The sequence below is a fragment of the Isoptericola sp. Y541 genome, assembly GCF_059445465.1.
Window position 1 is genome coordinate 722,323 of sequence record NZ_JCAIUJ010000001.1, and the last position, 14,657, is coordinate 736,979.

The window sequence follows — 14,657 nt, forward strand, 5'->3', positions numbered from 1 at the left end:
AAACTGCCGCGGCGAGCCTGCCCCCGGACGGCCGTCATCCACAGGTCCGCTTCCCCGGCGCCACGCCCTCACGGCAGGCTCGCACTCTGACTGGATGACCGACGACCGCCAGATCCTTATCGCGCGCGAGCACGACCCGGTGATGCTCCGACGCACGGCCGGCACCGGTGAGATCGAGCGGCTACGGCGCGGCGCCTACCGCAGCAGCGGCGACGGCGGCCCACGGGGTGCTCGCGCCCGCGCCCGGGACTGTGTCGGCGCCGTACACCGCCAGCTGCAGGCGGATCACGTGTTCAGCCACGAGAGCGCGGCGCTGCTGCACGGCGTCCCGCTCTGGGAGCCGCCGACGAGGACGCACGTGCTGCAGCGGTCCGGCGGCAGCACGCGGTCGGCGCGTGACATCGTGAGGCATCGCGGGCTGCCCGAGCGCTGGGTCGAGGTCGGCGGGCTGCCCGTCACCGACCTCACCCGGACCGTGGTCGACTGCATCACCACCCTGCACCCGCTCGACGGTCTCGTCGTCGCCGACTGGGCGCTTGAGCACGGTCTCGACCGTGCTGCCGCCGTCGCGGCGCTCCGCCAGCGGGGTCGGTGCAACGGCTCGGCTCGAGGTCGTCTCGTCCTCGAGCTCGCCGACGGCGGCGCCGATCCGCCGTGGGAGTCATGGCTGCGGTACGTCGCGCTCCGGGCCGGGCTGCCCCGACCGCGGACGCAGTTCGAGGTCGGCACACACGCCGGGCGATTCTTCGTCGACCTCGCCTGGCCGGAGCACCGCGTGCTCGCGGAGTTCGACGGGCGGGTCAAGTACCGCGACGGCGCGTTCGGCCCAAGGTACGACGCCGAAGAGGCGCTGTTCGAGGAGAAGGTGCGCGAGGACGCGATCACCGAGCGCCTCGGCGTCCGGCCGCTGCGGTTCGTCGCACGCGACGCACAGGATCCCGACGACGTCACACGGCGCCTGCTCGCGCGGTTCCCACCCGAGGTGCGGCGCGCGGCGCGGCTCGTTCCGCTCCTCCCGTCGCCGCGCCGACGGTTCTGAGCGATGCGGCAGTTCGGGGACGGTGCGGCAGTTCGAACTGCCGCACCGTCCTGGAACTGCCGCACCGTTCAGTCGCGGCGGCGCAGGACCTCTTCGGCAAGGCCGAGGGCGGCGGAGGTCACGCCGTCGAGCACCTGCTGGGTCCGCGCTGGGTCGCCTACAACCTCGAGGGCATGGTCGGCCCCCACCACCTCGACGACGCGTGCCCCGGACGCCGCCGCGAGGGCGGGGTCCCACAGCTCGTCCGCCGTGCCCCCGGCGAGCAGCGCCGGGACGCCTGACTCCCCCAGCCCGGCCGCAGCGGCACGCACGTCCGGAGCCATGTCCGAGGTCAGCAGCGGCGTCAGCCACGCGCCAGGCAGCCCCAGCTCCACGGCGAGGGGCAGCGCCAGCGTGCCGAGCGACTTGGCCAGCACCAGGTGCGCCGCCGAGGGCGCGGCGTTGAGCCCCTCGCGCAGCACCGCGCCGTACACGGCGCGCGCCTCGTCGAAGCCCCGGCAGACGCCGTCCCACACGACCGTCCGCACCGACCACCCGGCGTCGCGCAGCGCAGCAGCCGGCCGCGCCAGCACCGGCCCCTCCGCGGTATACCCGCTGCCGGGCAGCACGGTCACGATCCGTGCAGGATCACCAGAGACGTTCTCGATGCGGTAGTCGGTCACGGCCCCACTTTGCCACCACCCGAAAGACGAAAGAAGGCAGGTCCGGGGATCGCGCGCACGGTAGTAGAAGTCCCGAAGCGGAGGGCGCCCTGGCGCCCGTGAACGCTACCGTGCGCGCGATCCCCGGACCTGCCGTCAACGGTGCGCCGGGTTTCGACAGGCTCAACCAGCGACGCGCGACACCACCCGATCGAGGGCGTCGACAGCAGAGTCGAGCACGGACTCCTCGACGGTGAGCGCCGGTCGGAACCGCACGGACCGCTCCCCGCACCCGAGGATGAGGAAGCCCTCGTCGTGCAGGCCGGCGACGACGGCGTCGCGCACGGCGCGCGACGGCAGCGACACCGCGCACATGAGCCCGCGCCCGCGGGGGTCGGTGACGACACCTGGGTGCGCGGCCGCGAGCTCCTCGAGCCGCGCGAGCAGGCCGGCGCCGACGCTCGCGGCGCGCTCGATCAGGCCCTCGGCCTGGATCACGTCGAGGATGCGGCGCGAGCGCACCATGTCGGCGAGGTTGCCGCCCCAGGTGGAGTTGATGCGCGAGGACACGTGGAAGACGTTGTCGCCGACCTCGTCCACGCGCCCGCCGGCCATGACGCCGCACACCTGGGCCTTCTTGCCGAACGCGACGACGTCGGGCTGCACGCCGAGCTGCTGGTAGGCCCAGGCGGTGCCGGTCATGCCGACGCCGGTCTGCACCTCGTCGAGGATGAACAGCGCGTCGTGCTGGTGGCACAGGGCCTGCATGGCCTGGAGGAACTCGGGGCGCAGGTGGTGGTCGCCGCCCTCGCCCTGGATCGGCTCGGCGATGAAGCACGCGATGTCGTGTGGGTGCGCCTCGAACGCCGCCCGGGCCTCGGCGAGCGCTGCCGCCTCGAGCGCCTCGACGTCGCGCGGCGTGCCGTCGGCGTCGTGCCCCGGGTAGGGCGAGCTGATGCGCGGCCAGTCGAACTTGGGGAACCGGGCGACCTTGCCGGGCTCGGTGTTGGTGAGCGACATCGTGTAGCCCGACCGCCCGTGGAACGCGTGCTGCAGGTGCAGCACCCGGGTCCCGAGCTCGGGCGAGCGACCGTGGCTCTCGTTGTGCCGCGACTTCCAGTCGAACGCGACCTTGAGTGCGTTCTCGACGGCGAGCGCGCCGCCGTCGACGAAGAACAGGTGCGGCAGGGCCGGGTCGCCGAGCACGTGGGCGAACGTGGCGACGAAGCTGGCCAGCTCGACGGTGTAGACGTCGGAGTTGGACGGCTTGTTGATCGCGGCGCGGGTCAGCTCCTCGCGGAACACCGGGTCGCGGAACAGGGCCGGGTGGTTCATGCCCAGGGGGTTGGAGGCGAAGAACGTGAACAGGTCGGTCCACTCCCGCCCGTCGCGGGCGTCGACGAGGGTCGAGCCGTGCGAGCGCTCGAGGTCGAGCACGAGGTCGAAACCGTCGACGAGCATGTGCTCGCGCAGGGACTCGAGGACGGCCGTGGCCTCGATCGAGCCGCCGACGCTGGAGGCTGGGCGCTGAGAAATTGTCTCGGTCATACTCCGACCGTAGGGGAGATTCTCCGGCCTAACCAGATGTTCGCAGGAGATCCTTCGTCAGGCGGTGACCGGACGCCCCTCGAAGTAGGTGCGGAGCACGATGGTGGACCGCGTGGAGACGCTCGCCTCGCGGCGGATCACGCCGAGCAGGTCCTCGAGCGCGGATGGCGACGGCACCCGCACGAGCAGCAGGTAGTTCGCGTTGCCGGCCACCGACCAGCACGCCTCGATGCCGGGCACGTCGCGCAGCCGTTCGGGGGCGTCGTCGGCCTGCGACTGGTCCAGCGGCGTGATCTCGACGTACGCCGCGATGGGCAGCCCCACGGCCTCGGGGTCGACGACGGCGCGGTAGCCGGTGATGACGCCGCGCGCCTCGAGCTTGCGCACCCGCGCCTGCACGGCCGACTGCGACAGCCCCGAGATCCCGGCGAGCACGGCGAGCGTGGCCCGCCCGTCCTCGCGCAGGGCCTGCACCAGCACGCGGTCGACGCCGTCCAGCACGCCGTCCACCACCCGGTCCGCCGTCATCCCGCCACCTCCGCCGCCTCGAGCCACGCCATCTCGAGCTCCTCCTTCTCGCGCGCCAGCTCCCGCAGCCGGGCGTCGAGCGCGGCGACCCCCTCGTAGTCCGTCGGGTCGGCCGCCATCTTCTCGTGCAGGGCGCGCTCCTCGTCCGAGATCCGCGACAGCCGCCGCTCGACCCGGGAGATCTCCTTCTTCGCGGCGCGCACGTCGGCAGCCGACGCCGACCCGGCCGTGGTCTCGACAGGCACGACCGACGGCGGGTTCGACACGCCCGACCCGACCCGCACAGGACGGCGCCGACGCAGCTCCAGGTACTGCTCGACTCCCCCCGGCAGGTCCCGCAGCGCGCCGTCGCCGAGCAACGCCCACTGCCGGTCGCACACCCGCTCCAGCAGGTACCGGTCGTGCGAGACGACGATCAGCGTGCCGGGCCACCCGTCGAGCAGGTCCTCGACGGCGGCGAGGGTGTCGGTGTCGAGGTCGTTGGTGGGCTCGTCGAGCAGCAGCACGTTGGGCTCGGAGACCAGCAGGCGCAGCAGCTGGAGGCGGCGACGCTCGCCGCCGGACAGGTCGCGCACCAGGGTGTGCGCGCGCTCGCGCGTGAAGCCGAGCCGCTCGGTGAGCTGCCCGGCGGTGAGCTCCTTGCCGTCCACGACGACGGTGCGCTTCTCGCGGTCGACGACCTGGACAGCGGTGAGGTGCGCGACGTCGTCGAGCTCGCTGACGTCCTGCGTGAGCTCGGCGACGTGCACGGTCTTGCCGCGCCGCACGCGCCCGGAGTCGGGTTCACGGCGACCGGCGAGCAGGGCCAGCAGGGTGGTCTTGCCGGAGCCGTTGACGCCGACGACGCCGTACCGGTCGCCCGGGCCGAGCCGCCAGGTGACGTGGTCGAGCAGCACGCGGCGCTCGCCCCTCTCGCCGGTCGAGCTTGTCGAGACCTTGGTTTCGACAGGCTCAACCAGCGAGGTGGTTTCGACGGGCTCAACCGGGGAGACAGGCACGGTGACGGTGACGTCCTCGAGGTCGAGCACGTCCTTGCCCAGACGCCGCGTGGCCATCTGGGTGAGCTCGAGGCTGTCGCGCGGCGGCGGCTCGTCGTCGATGAGCGCGGCCGCGGCGTCGAGCCGGAACTTGGGCTTGGAGGTGCGCGCGGGGGCGCCGCGCTTGAGCCACGCGAGCTCCTTGCGCAGCAGGTTGTTGCGCTTCTCGGCGGCGGTGGAGGCCTGCCGGGACCGTTCGGCGCGCGCCAGGATGTACGCCGCGTACCCGCCCTCGTACCCGTCGACGGCGCCGGTCCCGTCGCCGCGCACCTCCCAGGTGCGGGTGCACACGGCGTCGAGGAACCAGCGGTCGTGCGTGACGACGACGAGCGCGCCGGTGGCGCCGGGCCGCCCGTATCGGGCCTGGAGGTGCTCGGCCAGCCAGGCGACGCCCTCGACGTCGAGGTGGTTGGTGGGCTCGTCGAGGAGCAGCACGTCGGGGTCCTCGACGAGCAGCGCCGCGAGCGCGACGCGGCGGCGCTGCCCGCCGGAGAGGGTGGACGCCGGCTGGTCGAGGTCGAGGTCGGCCAGCAGGCCGGCGTGCACGTTGCGGATGCGCGCGTCCGATGCCCACTCGTGGGTGGCGTTGTCCCCGTGCACGAGGTCGCGGATCGTCGCGGCGTCGTCGTCCACGTCACGCTGGACGAGCATGCCGATCCGGGAGCCGCCCACGCGGGTGACGCGGCCGGCGTCGGGCGCCTGCGTGCCGGCGAGCAGGCGCAGCAGGGTGGACTTGCCGCCCCCGTTGGGCCCGACGACGCCGGTGCGATCGCCGTCGTCGAGCCCGAGGGAGACGTCACGCAGGAGGGTGCGGGTGCCGAAGGTCAGGGTGATGCCGTCCGCACCGAGGAGATGTGCCACCCCCCGAGCGTAGTCAGTACAGGATGCCCGCCTTGCCGCGCGGCCAGGCGAGGGTCGCGTAGATCTGCACCATCGCGGCCTGGCCGAGCAGCTCCGTGGCCTCCCCGTCGGCCGGGAACAGCCCGGTCTCGGGGTCGCGCACGTCACGCCACTGCGAGTCCGCGTAGTCGGCCATCGCGTCCCGGTACCGGCTGCCGCCCGTCACCGACTCCAGCAGCAGGAGGTTCTTGAACCAGATGGAGTTGAAGAACATGGGCTGGTCGTCGAGCCGACCCTCGGTGACGTAGTACCGGTACGACGCGCGCGCCACCGACTGCGCCTTGCGCAGGTACTCCTTCTTCCCGGTGGCCTCGAACAGCAGGGCGTAAGTCCCCACGGGCACCCCCTGGTTGTACGACCAGTGGGTCTCGTCGATCGAGCCGTCCAGCTTGATGTTGTCCCAGTACAGCCCGTCCGGGGCGAGCAGGTACTCGTCGGTCCACGACGTCATCCGCTCGGCCCAGTGCAGGTACTCGCGCTCCCCCGTGATCATGTACAGGCGGGTGGCGAGCTGCGCACCCGGCATCGTGGAGACGGTGTTGCGGTCGGTGCTCCACTCCGCCTGGGTCCAGAAGACGCCGCCCGGCGCGGGGTGGGTGGGGTCGGTGTCCCAGCCCGAGACGACGAGGTCGAAGATCTCCTCGGCCCGGTCGAGCGCCGCGTCGTCACCGGTGTCGAGGTACTGCTGCACCTTGGCGAGCGCCACCCACTCGTTGTCGTCGTAGAAGATGTCGCCGCCGTCGCCGTAGGGCGCCCGCGGGTAGGAGTCGTACGCGGGCAGGCCCGTCGTCCCGCCGCCCGCGTTCCAGTAGCGCTCCTGCCCGACGCCGCGGTCGGCGAGGTCGTCGTCGAACTCCCGGCCGGTGCGCCCGGGGATGCCCGCGAGGTCGAGCGTCGCGATGTGCGCCTGCGAGAACGGCCACTCGAACGAGTACGCCCGGTCGTCCGCCTTGAGCGGGTAGCGCTCCAGGTACAGCGACGACCCGTCGTCGGCGTACAGGTGCTCCTGCATCGCCTCGTAGCCGGCGACCGCCCGCGCCCCCTGCGTGCGCTGCGACGTACCGCCGTCGCCCCCGTGCCCGCCGCCCTGCGCGGACGCGGGCGCTGCCGCCCCCACCACGCAGGCCAGCGCCGCGACCGTGCCGACCACTCTGGTGAACTTCATCGTGCTCTCCTTCGCTCGGTATCGAACGCTGGTTGAGCTTGTCGAATCCCGGGTTTCGACAAGCTCAACCAGCGGGGTCGTCAGCGGCGCACGCGCAGCGTGACGACCTGGAACGGCGACAGGTCGAGGAGCACGTCGTCGCCGTCACGCTCCGGCGTGCCGAGCGGGCGCTCGAGCAGGTCCGTCACCTCGACGCCGGCGTGCGCGAATGCCGGGGTGACGCGGGCGCGTGCCCGGCCGCCGCGGCTCTCGTAGAGCCGCACGACGACGTCCCCGGTGCTGTCCTCGGCGAGCTTGACCGCCTCGACCACCACGGCGTCGTTGTCGACCGTCACCAGCGGTTCCACCCCGTGGTCGCCGGTCAGCACGCGCTCGGGCAGGTTCAGCGCGTACCCGTGCCGGATGGCGTCGTCGATGCCGGCGCCGACGACGAGCTCGCAGCGCAGCACGTGCTCGCCCTGGTCGGCGTCGGGGTCCGGGAACATCGGCGCGCGCAGCAGCGACAGCCGCACGGTGGTGCCGGTCGCGCCCTGCTCGTCGGTCGCGTCGTCCGGGCGGGTGCGCGTGATGTCGTGGCCGTACGTCGAGTCGTTGGCGACGGCCACGCCGAAGCCGGGCTCGCCCACGTGCACCCAGCGGTGCGCGACCGTCTCGAACCGCGCGTGGTCCCACGACGTGTTGACGTGCGTGGCCCGGTGCACGTGCCCGAACTGGATCTCGGACGTCGCCCGCTCGGCGTGCACGTCGAGCGGGAACGCGAGCTTGAGGAGCTTCTGCCGCTCGTGCCAGTCGACGCGCGTCGTGATGCGCAGCGCGCGGCCGTCCACCGGCAGCTCGAGGTCCTGCTCGACGCGCGACGACCCGACCTCGCGGAGCACCCGCAGCGCGGGGCCGGCGTCGCCATCGACGACCTCGACCTTCGCCGCGTCCACCAGGTCGGTGGTGCTGCGCCGGTAGTGCTCGTCGATGTCCCACGCCTCCCACTCGTTGGGGACGTCGCGGTGCAGCTGCAGCAGGTTCGCCTTCGCGCCCGGCAGGATCGCCTCGCGCCCGGTGGCCTTGTCGACGGCGGAGACGACGTGCCCGTTCGCGTCCACGGCCACGCGCACCAGGTCGTTCTCCAGCACCCAGCCGTCGCCCCACGGGCCGGAGCCGGGCACCGGTGTCGCCGTGCCCGCGCCGCGCGGCGCGTCGAGGGCCGCGACGCCCAGCCCGGCGACGCCGTTGCGCGCGAACGGCCCGGCGTTGACGGCGACCGGGCGGTCGCCCTCGCCGACCAGCGCGCGCAGCGACTCGGCGACGATCCCCTCGAGCTCGCGGGCCACCTCGGCGTAGTTGCGCTCCGCCTCGCGGTGCACCCAGGCGATCGACGAGCCGGGCAGGATGTCGTGGAACTGCTGCAGCAGCACGGTGCGCCACAGCTTCTGCAGCCGCTCGGCCGGGTATTCGGCCCCGGTCCGCACCGCCGCCGTCGACGCCCAGAGCTCGGCCTCGCGCAGCAGGTGCTCGCTGCGGCGGTTGCCGCGCTTGGTCCGCGCCTGCGAGGTGTAGGTGCCGCGGTGGTACTCGAGGTACATCTCCCCCGTCCACGTGGGCGGGGCGGCGTACTCGGCGCGTGCGGCGTCGAAGAACGTCTGCGAGTCGGACAGCTCCACGCGCGGCGAGCCCTCGAGGTCGTGGGTGCGGCGCGCCGCGGCCACCATCTCGCGGGTGGGGCCGCCGCCGCCGTCACCGAAGCCGAAGGGCGCGAGCGAGGTGTTCGCGCGGCCCTTCTCGGCGTACTGCCGCTCGGCGCGGTGCAGCTCCTCGGCCGAGAGGTCCGAGTTGTAGGTGTCGATGGGCGGGAAGTGCGTGAAGACCCGGCTGCCGTCGATGCCCTCCCACCAGAAGGTGTGGTGCGGCATGGTGTTCGTGTCGTTCCACGAGATCTTCTGGGTGAGGAAGTTGTCGCTGCCCGCGAGCCGGGCGAGCTGCGGCAGCGCCGCCGTGTACCCGAAGGAGTCGGGCAGCCACACCTCCTTGGGCTCCACGCCGAGCTCCTCGATGAAGTACCGCTTGCCGGCCACGAGCTGGCGGGCCAGCGCCTCGCCGCCCGGCATGTTCGTGTCCGACTCCACCCACATGCCACCCACGGGAACGAACCGGCCCTCGCGCACCCGCTCACGGATCCGCTCGAACAGCTCCGGGTACTCCTCCTGCACCCAGGAGTACTGCTGGGCCGACGAGCAGGCGAACTTCACGTCCGGGTCCTCGTCCATCAGCGCGAGCACGTTGGAGAACGTGCGGGCGCACTTGCGCACCGTCTCGCGCGTGGGCCACAGCCAGGCGGAGTCGATGTGCGCATGCCCCACGGCGTGGATGCGGTGGGCGGACGCGGCCGCCGGGCTGGCGAGGGTCGCCGCGAGCGCCGCGCGCCCCGCCGCCGCGGTGCCGGCCACGTCGTCCGGGTCGACGGCGTCGAGCATGTCCTCCAGGGCGCGCAGCACCTCGGCGGCCCGCGGGCTCGTGGCGGGAAGCACCCGCACCAGGCCCGACAGGGCGCGCACGTCCTGCAGCAGCTCCCAGGTGGTCTGGTCGACGAGCGCCAGGTGCATGGTGCGCAGCGCGTAGATCGGGTCGGGGCCGGAGGTGTCCCAGGCGCCCATGCGCGTCGGGCGGGTCCATGCCCCGCCCGGCACGTCGGGGTTGGCGGCGGCCTCGACGTAGAGGTCGACCCGCCCGTCGCCGTCGAGCGCCTGTCCGGGCGCCAGCGGCACGTGCTGGTTGCGGGGCTCGACGGCCTTGATGATGCGCCCGTCGGTGGTCCACGCGGTGCCCTCGGCCTGGAAGCCCGGGCCGGCGCCGGTGAACCCGAGGTCGACGACGAGCTCGACGCGCGTGCCGGCGGGCGCGCCGTCACCGGCCCACTCCGCGGGGACGGCCCCGGTGACGTGGAACCAGGTGGTGTCCCACGGGCGCCCCCACGGGGTGCCGATCGCGAAGGGCACGTAGGTCGCCGCGGTCGCCTCGGCGAAGGGCACCGGCTCGCCGCCGACGGTCCACGCCTCGACGTCGAGCGGGCGGGTCTCGCGGAGCACCGCGGGCTCGAGCCAGTCGTGGGTGAACCGCGCGAGGCGCGCGGTGGTGCGGGCGGTGGTGTCGTGCATGGATCAAAGCTCCTGGTGACGGGGACATGGATCGGGTGGGACGGGTTGATCGGACGCGCGGCGCCGTCAGCCCTTGACGGCGCCGGCGAGCGCGAAGGAGCCGCCGGAGAGCCGCGAGACGAGCACGTAGAGGGCGACGGCGGGGATGGAGTAGAGCATCGAGTAGGCGGCGAGCTGCCCGTATGCGACCGAGCCGTACTGGCCGAAGAAGGCGAAGATGCTCACGGCCGCCGGCTGCTTCCCGGGGGTCAGCAGCAGCACGAAGGGGACGAAGAAGTTCCCCCACGCCTGGATGAACACGAAGATGAACACGACCGCGATGCCCGGGCGCATGAGCGGCAGCACGATCCTGCGCAGCGTGGTCATGGCCGACGCACCGTCGGTCCACGCCGCCTCCTCGAGGGAGATCGGCACGGAGTCCATGAAGTTCTTGGTCATCCAGATCGCCATCGGCAGGGACGTCGCGGCCATGAAGAACGTGGTGCCCGGCAGCGAGTCGAGCAGGTTGAGCCGCACGAACAGCGAGTAGACCGGCACCATCATGGCCGTGATCGGCAGGCAGGTGCCGAACAGGACGGCGTACATGAACGGCTTGTTGAACCGCATGCGGTAGCGCGACAGCGGGTAGGCCGCGAGCACCGACGCCAGGACCGTGATGACGCCGGTGCCGGTGGACAGCACGAACGCGTTCGCCAGCGGCACCCACGTCTGCTCGGGCGTCATGACCGCCGTGAAGTTCGCGAACGTGAACGCGTCGGGAAGGCGCACCGACAGGGTCGCGCTCGCGTCGAGCGAGGCGAGCACGATCCAGCCGAGCGGCAGCAGGAAGCACAGCCCGACGGCGACGAGCACGACGTTGGACGCCACGCGTGCGGCGCGCGGCCCGGGCGCGGCGACCGACGGCCTCGTGCGGCGGCGGGCCGGCGGCGCGTCCCCGACCTCTGCGGCGGGCACGGGCGACGGCGCGGGGACGGTCTGGGCCATCAGTCGACCTCCGGCTTCAGGCTGCGGATGTACACGACGGAGAAGGCGGCGCCGATGACGAGCATCACCGTGGCGATCGCGGTGCCGTAGCCCACCTGGGCGAACTTGAACGCCTCCTGGTAGGCGAGGATCGGCAGGGTCGAGCTGTCGGTGCCGGGGCCGCCGCCGGTCATCACGTAGATCAGCGTGAAGACGGACAGGGTCTGCAGCGTCGTGAGCATGAGGTTGGTCGAGATGCTGCGGCGGATGGTCGGCAGCGTGACCCACACAAGTCGCTGCCACCCGTTGGCGCCGTCGACCGTCGCGGCCTCCGTGATCTCCGGCGGCACCTCGGAGATCGCGGCCGAGTAGACCATCATCGAGAACGCCGTGCCCCGCCAGACGTTCGCGAGAATGACGGCGAGCATGGGGTAGTCGAAGAGCCAGTCGGCCCCGGTGATCCCGACGCCGGACAGCAGCGAGTTGAGCGTGCCGTCGGCGTGGAAGAAGGCGTACGCCGCGAAGGCGGCGACGATCTCCGGCAACACCCACGCCGTGACGACCAGCGTCGAGACGACGGCCCGCACGGGCTTCAGGGCGGAGCGCATAAGCATCGCCAGGCCGAGCCCGGCCACGTTCTGCCCGATGACGGCGGACGCGATGACGAAGAGCACCGTCAGCCACAGGGCCTTCGGGAAGTCGGGGTCGCTGAGCAGCGCGACGTAGTTGTCGAGCCCCACCCACTCGGGCGCGAGGGCGTTCGGCCCCGTCAGCGCCGCGTTGGTGAACGACCCGTAGAACGACCAGACCACGGGCCCGATCATGAACAACGCGAGCAGGACGACGGCGGGCAGCAGCGGCACGAGGCGGCCGGCGGTGCGGCGCACCGGAGTGCGCCGCACCGGCGACGGCCCCGCCCCCGGCGGTGCGGGGGCGAGGGCGGTGGTCACGTCGTCAGCCGTTCGTCGTGTTCTCTTCGCCGACCTGGGCGATCACGGCCTTGTCGTAGACCGCGGCCGCCTCCGCGGGCTCCTGCTGGCCGGTCATCACCGACTCCATCGCCACCTGGATGGCGTTGGAGATCTGCGCGTAGTCGGACGTGGCCGGGCGGAAGTTCGTCACCTCCACGAGGTCGGAGAAGAACGGCACCGTCGGGTTCGCCTCGGAGTACGACGGCTCCTCGGCGACGTCGGAGCGCACCGCGATCTGGCTGTTGTCGATCGCGAAGCGCAGCGAGTTCTCCTTGTCCAGGGCGTGGGTGAGGACGTCGAACGCCACGTCGGGGTTCTTCGACCCGGAGCCGATCGCCATCGTCCAGCCGCCCGACATACTCACCGCGCCGGGGGCCTGGCCCTCCTGCGTGGGCATGGCGGCCGTACCCATGACGTCGGTCCACTCGGGCCACGGCGCCGTGCCCTCCTCGAGCCAGGCGCCCGGGGTCCAGGACCCGTCGAGGGAGATGCCGAGCTTGCCCTGCGGGAACCACTCGGCCGAGACGGTGTTCCCCACGTTCGGGTCGAGCGCCTGCTGCGGCGTCGGGGCGAGCCCCTCGGTGTAGATGGTCTTGATGAAGTCGAGCGAGTCGACGAACTCCTGCGACCCGACCAACCACCTCGCCGCGTCGGTGTCGTAGAGCGTGCCGCCCGTGCCGTACAGCAGCATCTCGAAGCCCTGCATCGTGGAGCCCTCGCCCATGGGCTTGCCCGAGTACACGTTGAGCGGGATGACGTCCGGGTCGGCCTTCTTGATCGCCCGGGCCGCCGCGAGGAGCTCGTCCCAGTTCTTGGGGGCCCAGTCGTCGGGCAGCCCGGCCTTGGCGAGCACCTCCTTGTTGAACCACAGGCCGCGCGTGTCGGTGCCCATCGGGACGCCGTAGGTCTTGCCGTTGTCGCCCATGCCGGCCTGCTTGGCCTGGTCCACGAACTGGCCCCAGTCCTCCCAGCCGGCGAGGTAGTCGTCCATCGGCAGCAGGTACCCGGCCTCGACGTCCGACTTGATCATGAACGTGTCCTCGTACATGAGGTCTGGCGCGGTTCCGAGGGCCCGGTTCATCAGGGCGAGCTTGGTGAAGTAGTCGTTCTGGCTGGCCTCGATGGGCACCAGCTCGATGGTGACGTCGGGGTTCGCTTCCTCGTACTCGGCCTTGACGTCCTTGAAGAGCTCGTCGGCCTGCGTGAAGTTGCCGAACTTCTGGTACGCGATCTTGATCGTCGCGTCGCCGTCGCCCCCGCCGTCTCCCGAACCGCAGGCTCCGAGGGCGAGGACGAGCGCAGTGACCGCGGTCCCCGCGGCGAGGGTTGGTGCCAGTCGCATGGTGCTCCTTTGCCACATGTGCGGCCCGACGACATCGGGCCGGCTGACATATTAACTCAATCTAATGGAGTTAATAGTGTCAAGGGGTCCGCGGCACGCCGTCGACGAGCCCGGACGGCCGCGGGGTGAAGAGCCCGTCGAGCACGAGGCTCGCCGCGCCGACCGCCCCGACGTGGTCGCCGACGGCGGAGCCCAGCACCTCGACCGGGTGCACCTCGCGCAACGTCGCGGCGAGGGTGAGCTCGCGGCGCACCACCGGCAGGTAGTGCGGCGACAGGCGTGCCCAGGCCGGGCCGCCGAAGACGACGACGTCCGCGTCCACGAGGTCGGCCACCACGGTGATCCCCCGCGCCACCCGGCGCGCCGAGACCACCAGGATCCGAGCCGCCGCCCCGTCGCCCTCGGCCGCGAGCCGGCACAGCGTCGTGAGCGCCGCGTCCAGCTCGCTCGGCGACGACGCCGGGGTCCCGGGCGGCAGCACCCCGCCCGCCACCGCCTCCGCCACGAGCGTCCCGGCCGCCGCGGAGATTCCGATGCACCCCCGGTTGCCGCAGCCGCACAGCGGGCCGTCGTTGTCGACCACCAGGTGACCCACCTCGCCGGCGTTGCGCGACGAGCCCGCGAGCAGCTCGCCGTCGTGCGCCACCGCGACGGCGACGCCGAACCCGGTATAGAAGAACAGCGACGTGCCCCGGAGCATGCGGTTGCCGCGCCACAGCTCGGCCACCATCGCGGCCGAGACGTCCTTGTCCAGGACGACGTCGAAGCCGGTCGCGACGCCCAGGAGGTCGCGCACGGGCACCTCCTGCCAGCCCGTCAGGAGCGGCGGCCGGAGGACCGTCCCCGCCCGCAGGTCCACCGGGCCCGGCGCGGCGACGCCCAGGCCGAGGACGGCGGACCGGTCGACGCCCGCACGCCCCAGCATGGCCTCGGTGGCTGCGGCCACGGAGGCGGCGACGGCCTCGGGGCCCGCCGGCGTCGGCTCGACGACCTTCTCCACGGTGCGCCCTTCGAGGTCGACCAGCACCGACGTCACCACCACCGGGTCGATGTGGACGCCCAGCGCGTACGCGCCCTGCGGCTGCAGGTAGAGCATCGTGCGGGGCTTGCCCCGGCCCTCCACCCGCCGCTCCCCCTCGACGACGTACCCGAGCACGATCAGGCGCGACACGATGTTGGACACGGCCTGGGGCGACAGCCCGATGCTCGCCGCGAGCTCGCTGCGGCTCGAGCCGTCCGGGGACCGGCGCACCTGGTCGAGCACCACCATCTGGTTGAAGTCGCCCACCCGCGGCAGGTTCGTCCCGCGTCGCACCGTGTCCCCATCTCGCCGTCCGGCCGGGGGCGCCGCCGCAGCACCGCGGTCCGCGCGCCCAA

At 72.5% G+C, this 14,657-nt stretch carries 11 protein-coding genes; 1 reads left to right on the forward strand and 10 read right to left on the reverse strand.

Going from position 1 to position 14,657, the window contains the following annotated elements; genetic code table 11:
* The first annotated feature begins 94 nt into the window (after positions 1–94).
* The gene (locus tag AC1C2V_RS03265; protein ID WP_495388127.1) at positions 95–1,039 is read left to right on the forward strand and encodes a hypothetical protein; all 945 of its coding nucleotides are present in this window, start codon (positions 95–97) and stop codon (positions 1,037–1,039) included.
* A 68-nt stretch (positions 1,040–1,107) separates the two neighbouring features.
* Here AC1C2V_RS03265 and AC1C2V_RS03270 read toward each other — a convergent pair whose 3' ends face one another.
* The 10 genes from AC1C2V_RS03270 to AC1C2V_RS03315 form a co-directional block, all read right to left on the reverse strand.
* The gene (locus AC1C2V_RS03270; protein ID WP_495388128.1) at positions 1,108–1,701 is read right to left on the reverse strand and encodes a hypothetical protein; all 594 of its coding nucleotides are present in this window, start codon (positions 1,699–1,701) and stop codon (positions 1,108–1,110) included.
* A 162-nt stretch (positions 1,702–1,863) separates the two neighbouring features.
* Positions 1,864–3,228 carry an L-lysine 6-transaminase gene (lat, locus tag AC1C2V_RS03275; RefSeq protein ID WP_495388129.1) on the reverse strand — a complete coding sequence of 455 codons (1,365 nt, stop codon included), beginning with the start codon at positions 3,226–3,228 and terminating at the stop codon, positions 1,864–1,866.
* 57 nt (positions 3,229–3,285) lie between these two features.
* Entirely contained in the window at positions 3,286–3,756 is a 471-nt protein-coding gene (locus tag AC1C2V_RS03280; RefSeq protein WP_495388130.1) for an Lrp/AsnC family transcriptional regulator, read from the reverse strand.
* Complete coding sequence (locus AC1C2V_RS03285; protein ID WP_495388131.1) at positions 3,753–5,654, reverse strand: ABC-F family ATP-binding cassette domain-containing protein; 1,902 nt, start codon at positions 5,652–5,654, stop codon at positions 3,753–3,755. The genes AC1C2V_RS03280 and AC1C2V_RS03285 overlap by 4 nt, the downstream gene beginning before the upstream one ends.
* 13 nt (positions 5,655–5,667) lie before the next feature.
* Positions 5,668–6,858 carry a glycoside hydrolase family 76 protein gene (locus AC1C2V_RS03290; protein WP_495388132.1) on the reverse strand — a complete coding sequence of 397 codons (1,191 nt, stop codon included), beginning with the start codon at positions 6,856–6,858 and terminating at the stop codon, positions 5,668–5,670.
* An 80-nt stretch (positions 6,859–6,938) separates the two neighbouring features.
* On the reverse strand, positions 6,939–10,004 hold the full coding sequence (locus AC1C2V_RS03295) for an alpha-mannosidase (protein ID WP_495388133.1): 3,066 nt from the start codon (positions 10,002–10,004) through the stop codon (positions 6,939–6,941).
* A gap of 66 nt (positions 10,005–10,070) precedes the next feature.
* Entirely contained in the window at positions 10,071–10,988 is a 918-nt protein-coding gene (locus tag AC1C2V_RS03300) for a carbohydrate ABC transporter permease (protein ID WP_495388134.1), read from the reverse strand.
* Entirely contained in the window at positions 10,988–11,917 is a 930-nt protein-coding gene (locus tag AC1C2V_RS03305; RefSeq protein WP_495388135.1) for a carbohydrate ABC transporter permease, read from the reverse strand. The genes AC1C2V_RS03300 and AC1C2V_RS03305 overlap by 1 nt, the downstream gene beginning before the upstream one ends.
* 4 nt (positions 11,918–11,921) lie before the next feature.
* Positions 11,922–13,280 (reverse strand): extracellular solute-binding protein, encoded by a 1,359-nt coding sequence (locus AC1C2V_RS03310; protein ID WP_495388136.1) that lies wholly within the window; start codon positions 13,278–13,280, stop codon positions 11,922–11,924.
* A 79-nt stretch (positions 13,281–13,359) separates the two neighbouring features.
* Positions 13,360–14,595: an ROK family transcriptional regulator gene (locus AC1C2V_RS03315; protein ID WP_495388137.1), complete on the reverse strand. Its 1,236-nt coding sequence runs from the start codon at positions 14,593–14,595 to the stop codon at positions 13,360–13,362.
* Positions 14,596–14,657: the final 62 nt, after the last annotated feature.

What these genes read in the sequence shown, in the direction of transcription:
- AC1C2V_RS03265 (WP_495388127.1), top strand. Translation starts at nt 95, where the DNA reads ATGACCGACGACCGCCAGATCCTTATCGCGCGCGAGCACGACCCGGTG.
- lat (WP_495388129.1), bottom strand. Translation starts at nt 3,228, where the DNA reads ATGACCGAGACAATTTCTCAGCGCCCAGCCTCCAGCGTCGGCGGCTCG.
- AC1C2V_RS03280 (WP_495388130.1), bottom strand. Translation starts at nt 3,756, where the DNA reads ATGACGGCGGACCGGGTGGTGGACGGCGTGCTGGACGGCGTCGACCGC.
- AC1C2V_RS03290 (WP_495388132.1), bottom strand. Translation starts at nt 6,858, where the DNA reads ATGAAGTTCACCAGAGTGGTCGGCACGGTCGCGGCGCTGGCCTGCGTG.
- AC1C2V_RS03295 (WP_495388133.1), bottom strand. Translation starts at nt 10,004, where the DNA reads ATGCACGACACCACCGCCCGCACCACCGCGCGCCTCGCGCGGTTCACC.
- AC1C2V_RS03300 (WP_495388134.1), bottom strand. Translation starts at nt 10,988, where the DNA reads ATGGCCCAGACCGTCCCCGCGCCGTCGCCCGTGCCCGCCGCAGAGGTC.
- AC1C2V_RS03310 (WP_495388136.1), bottom strand. Translation starts at nt 13,280, where the DNA reads ATGCGACTGGCACCAACCCTCGCCGCGGGGACCGCGGTCACTGCGCTC.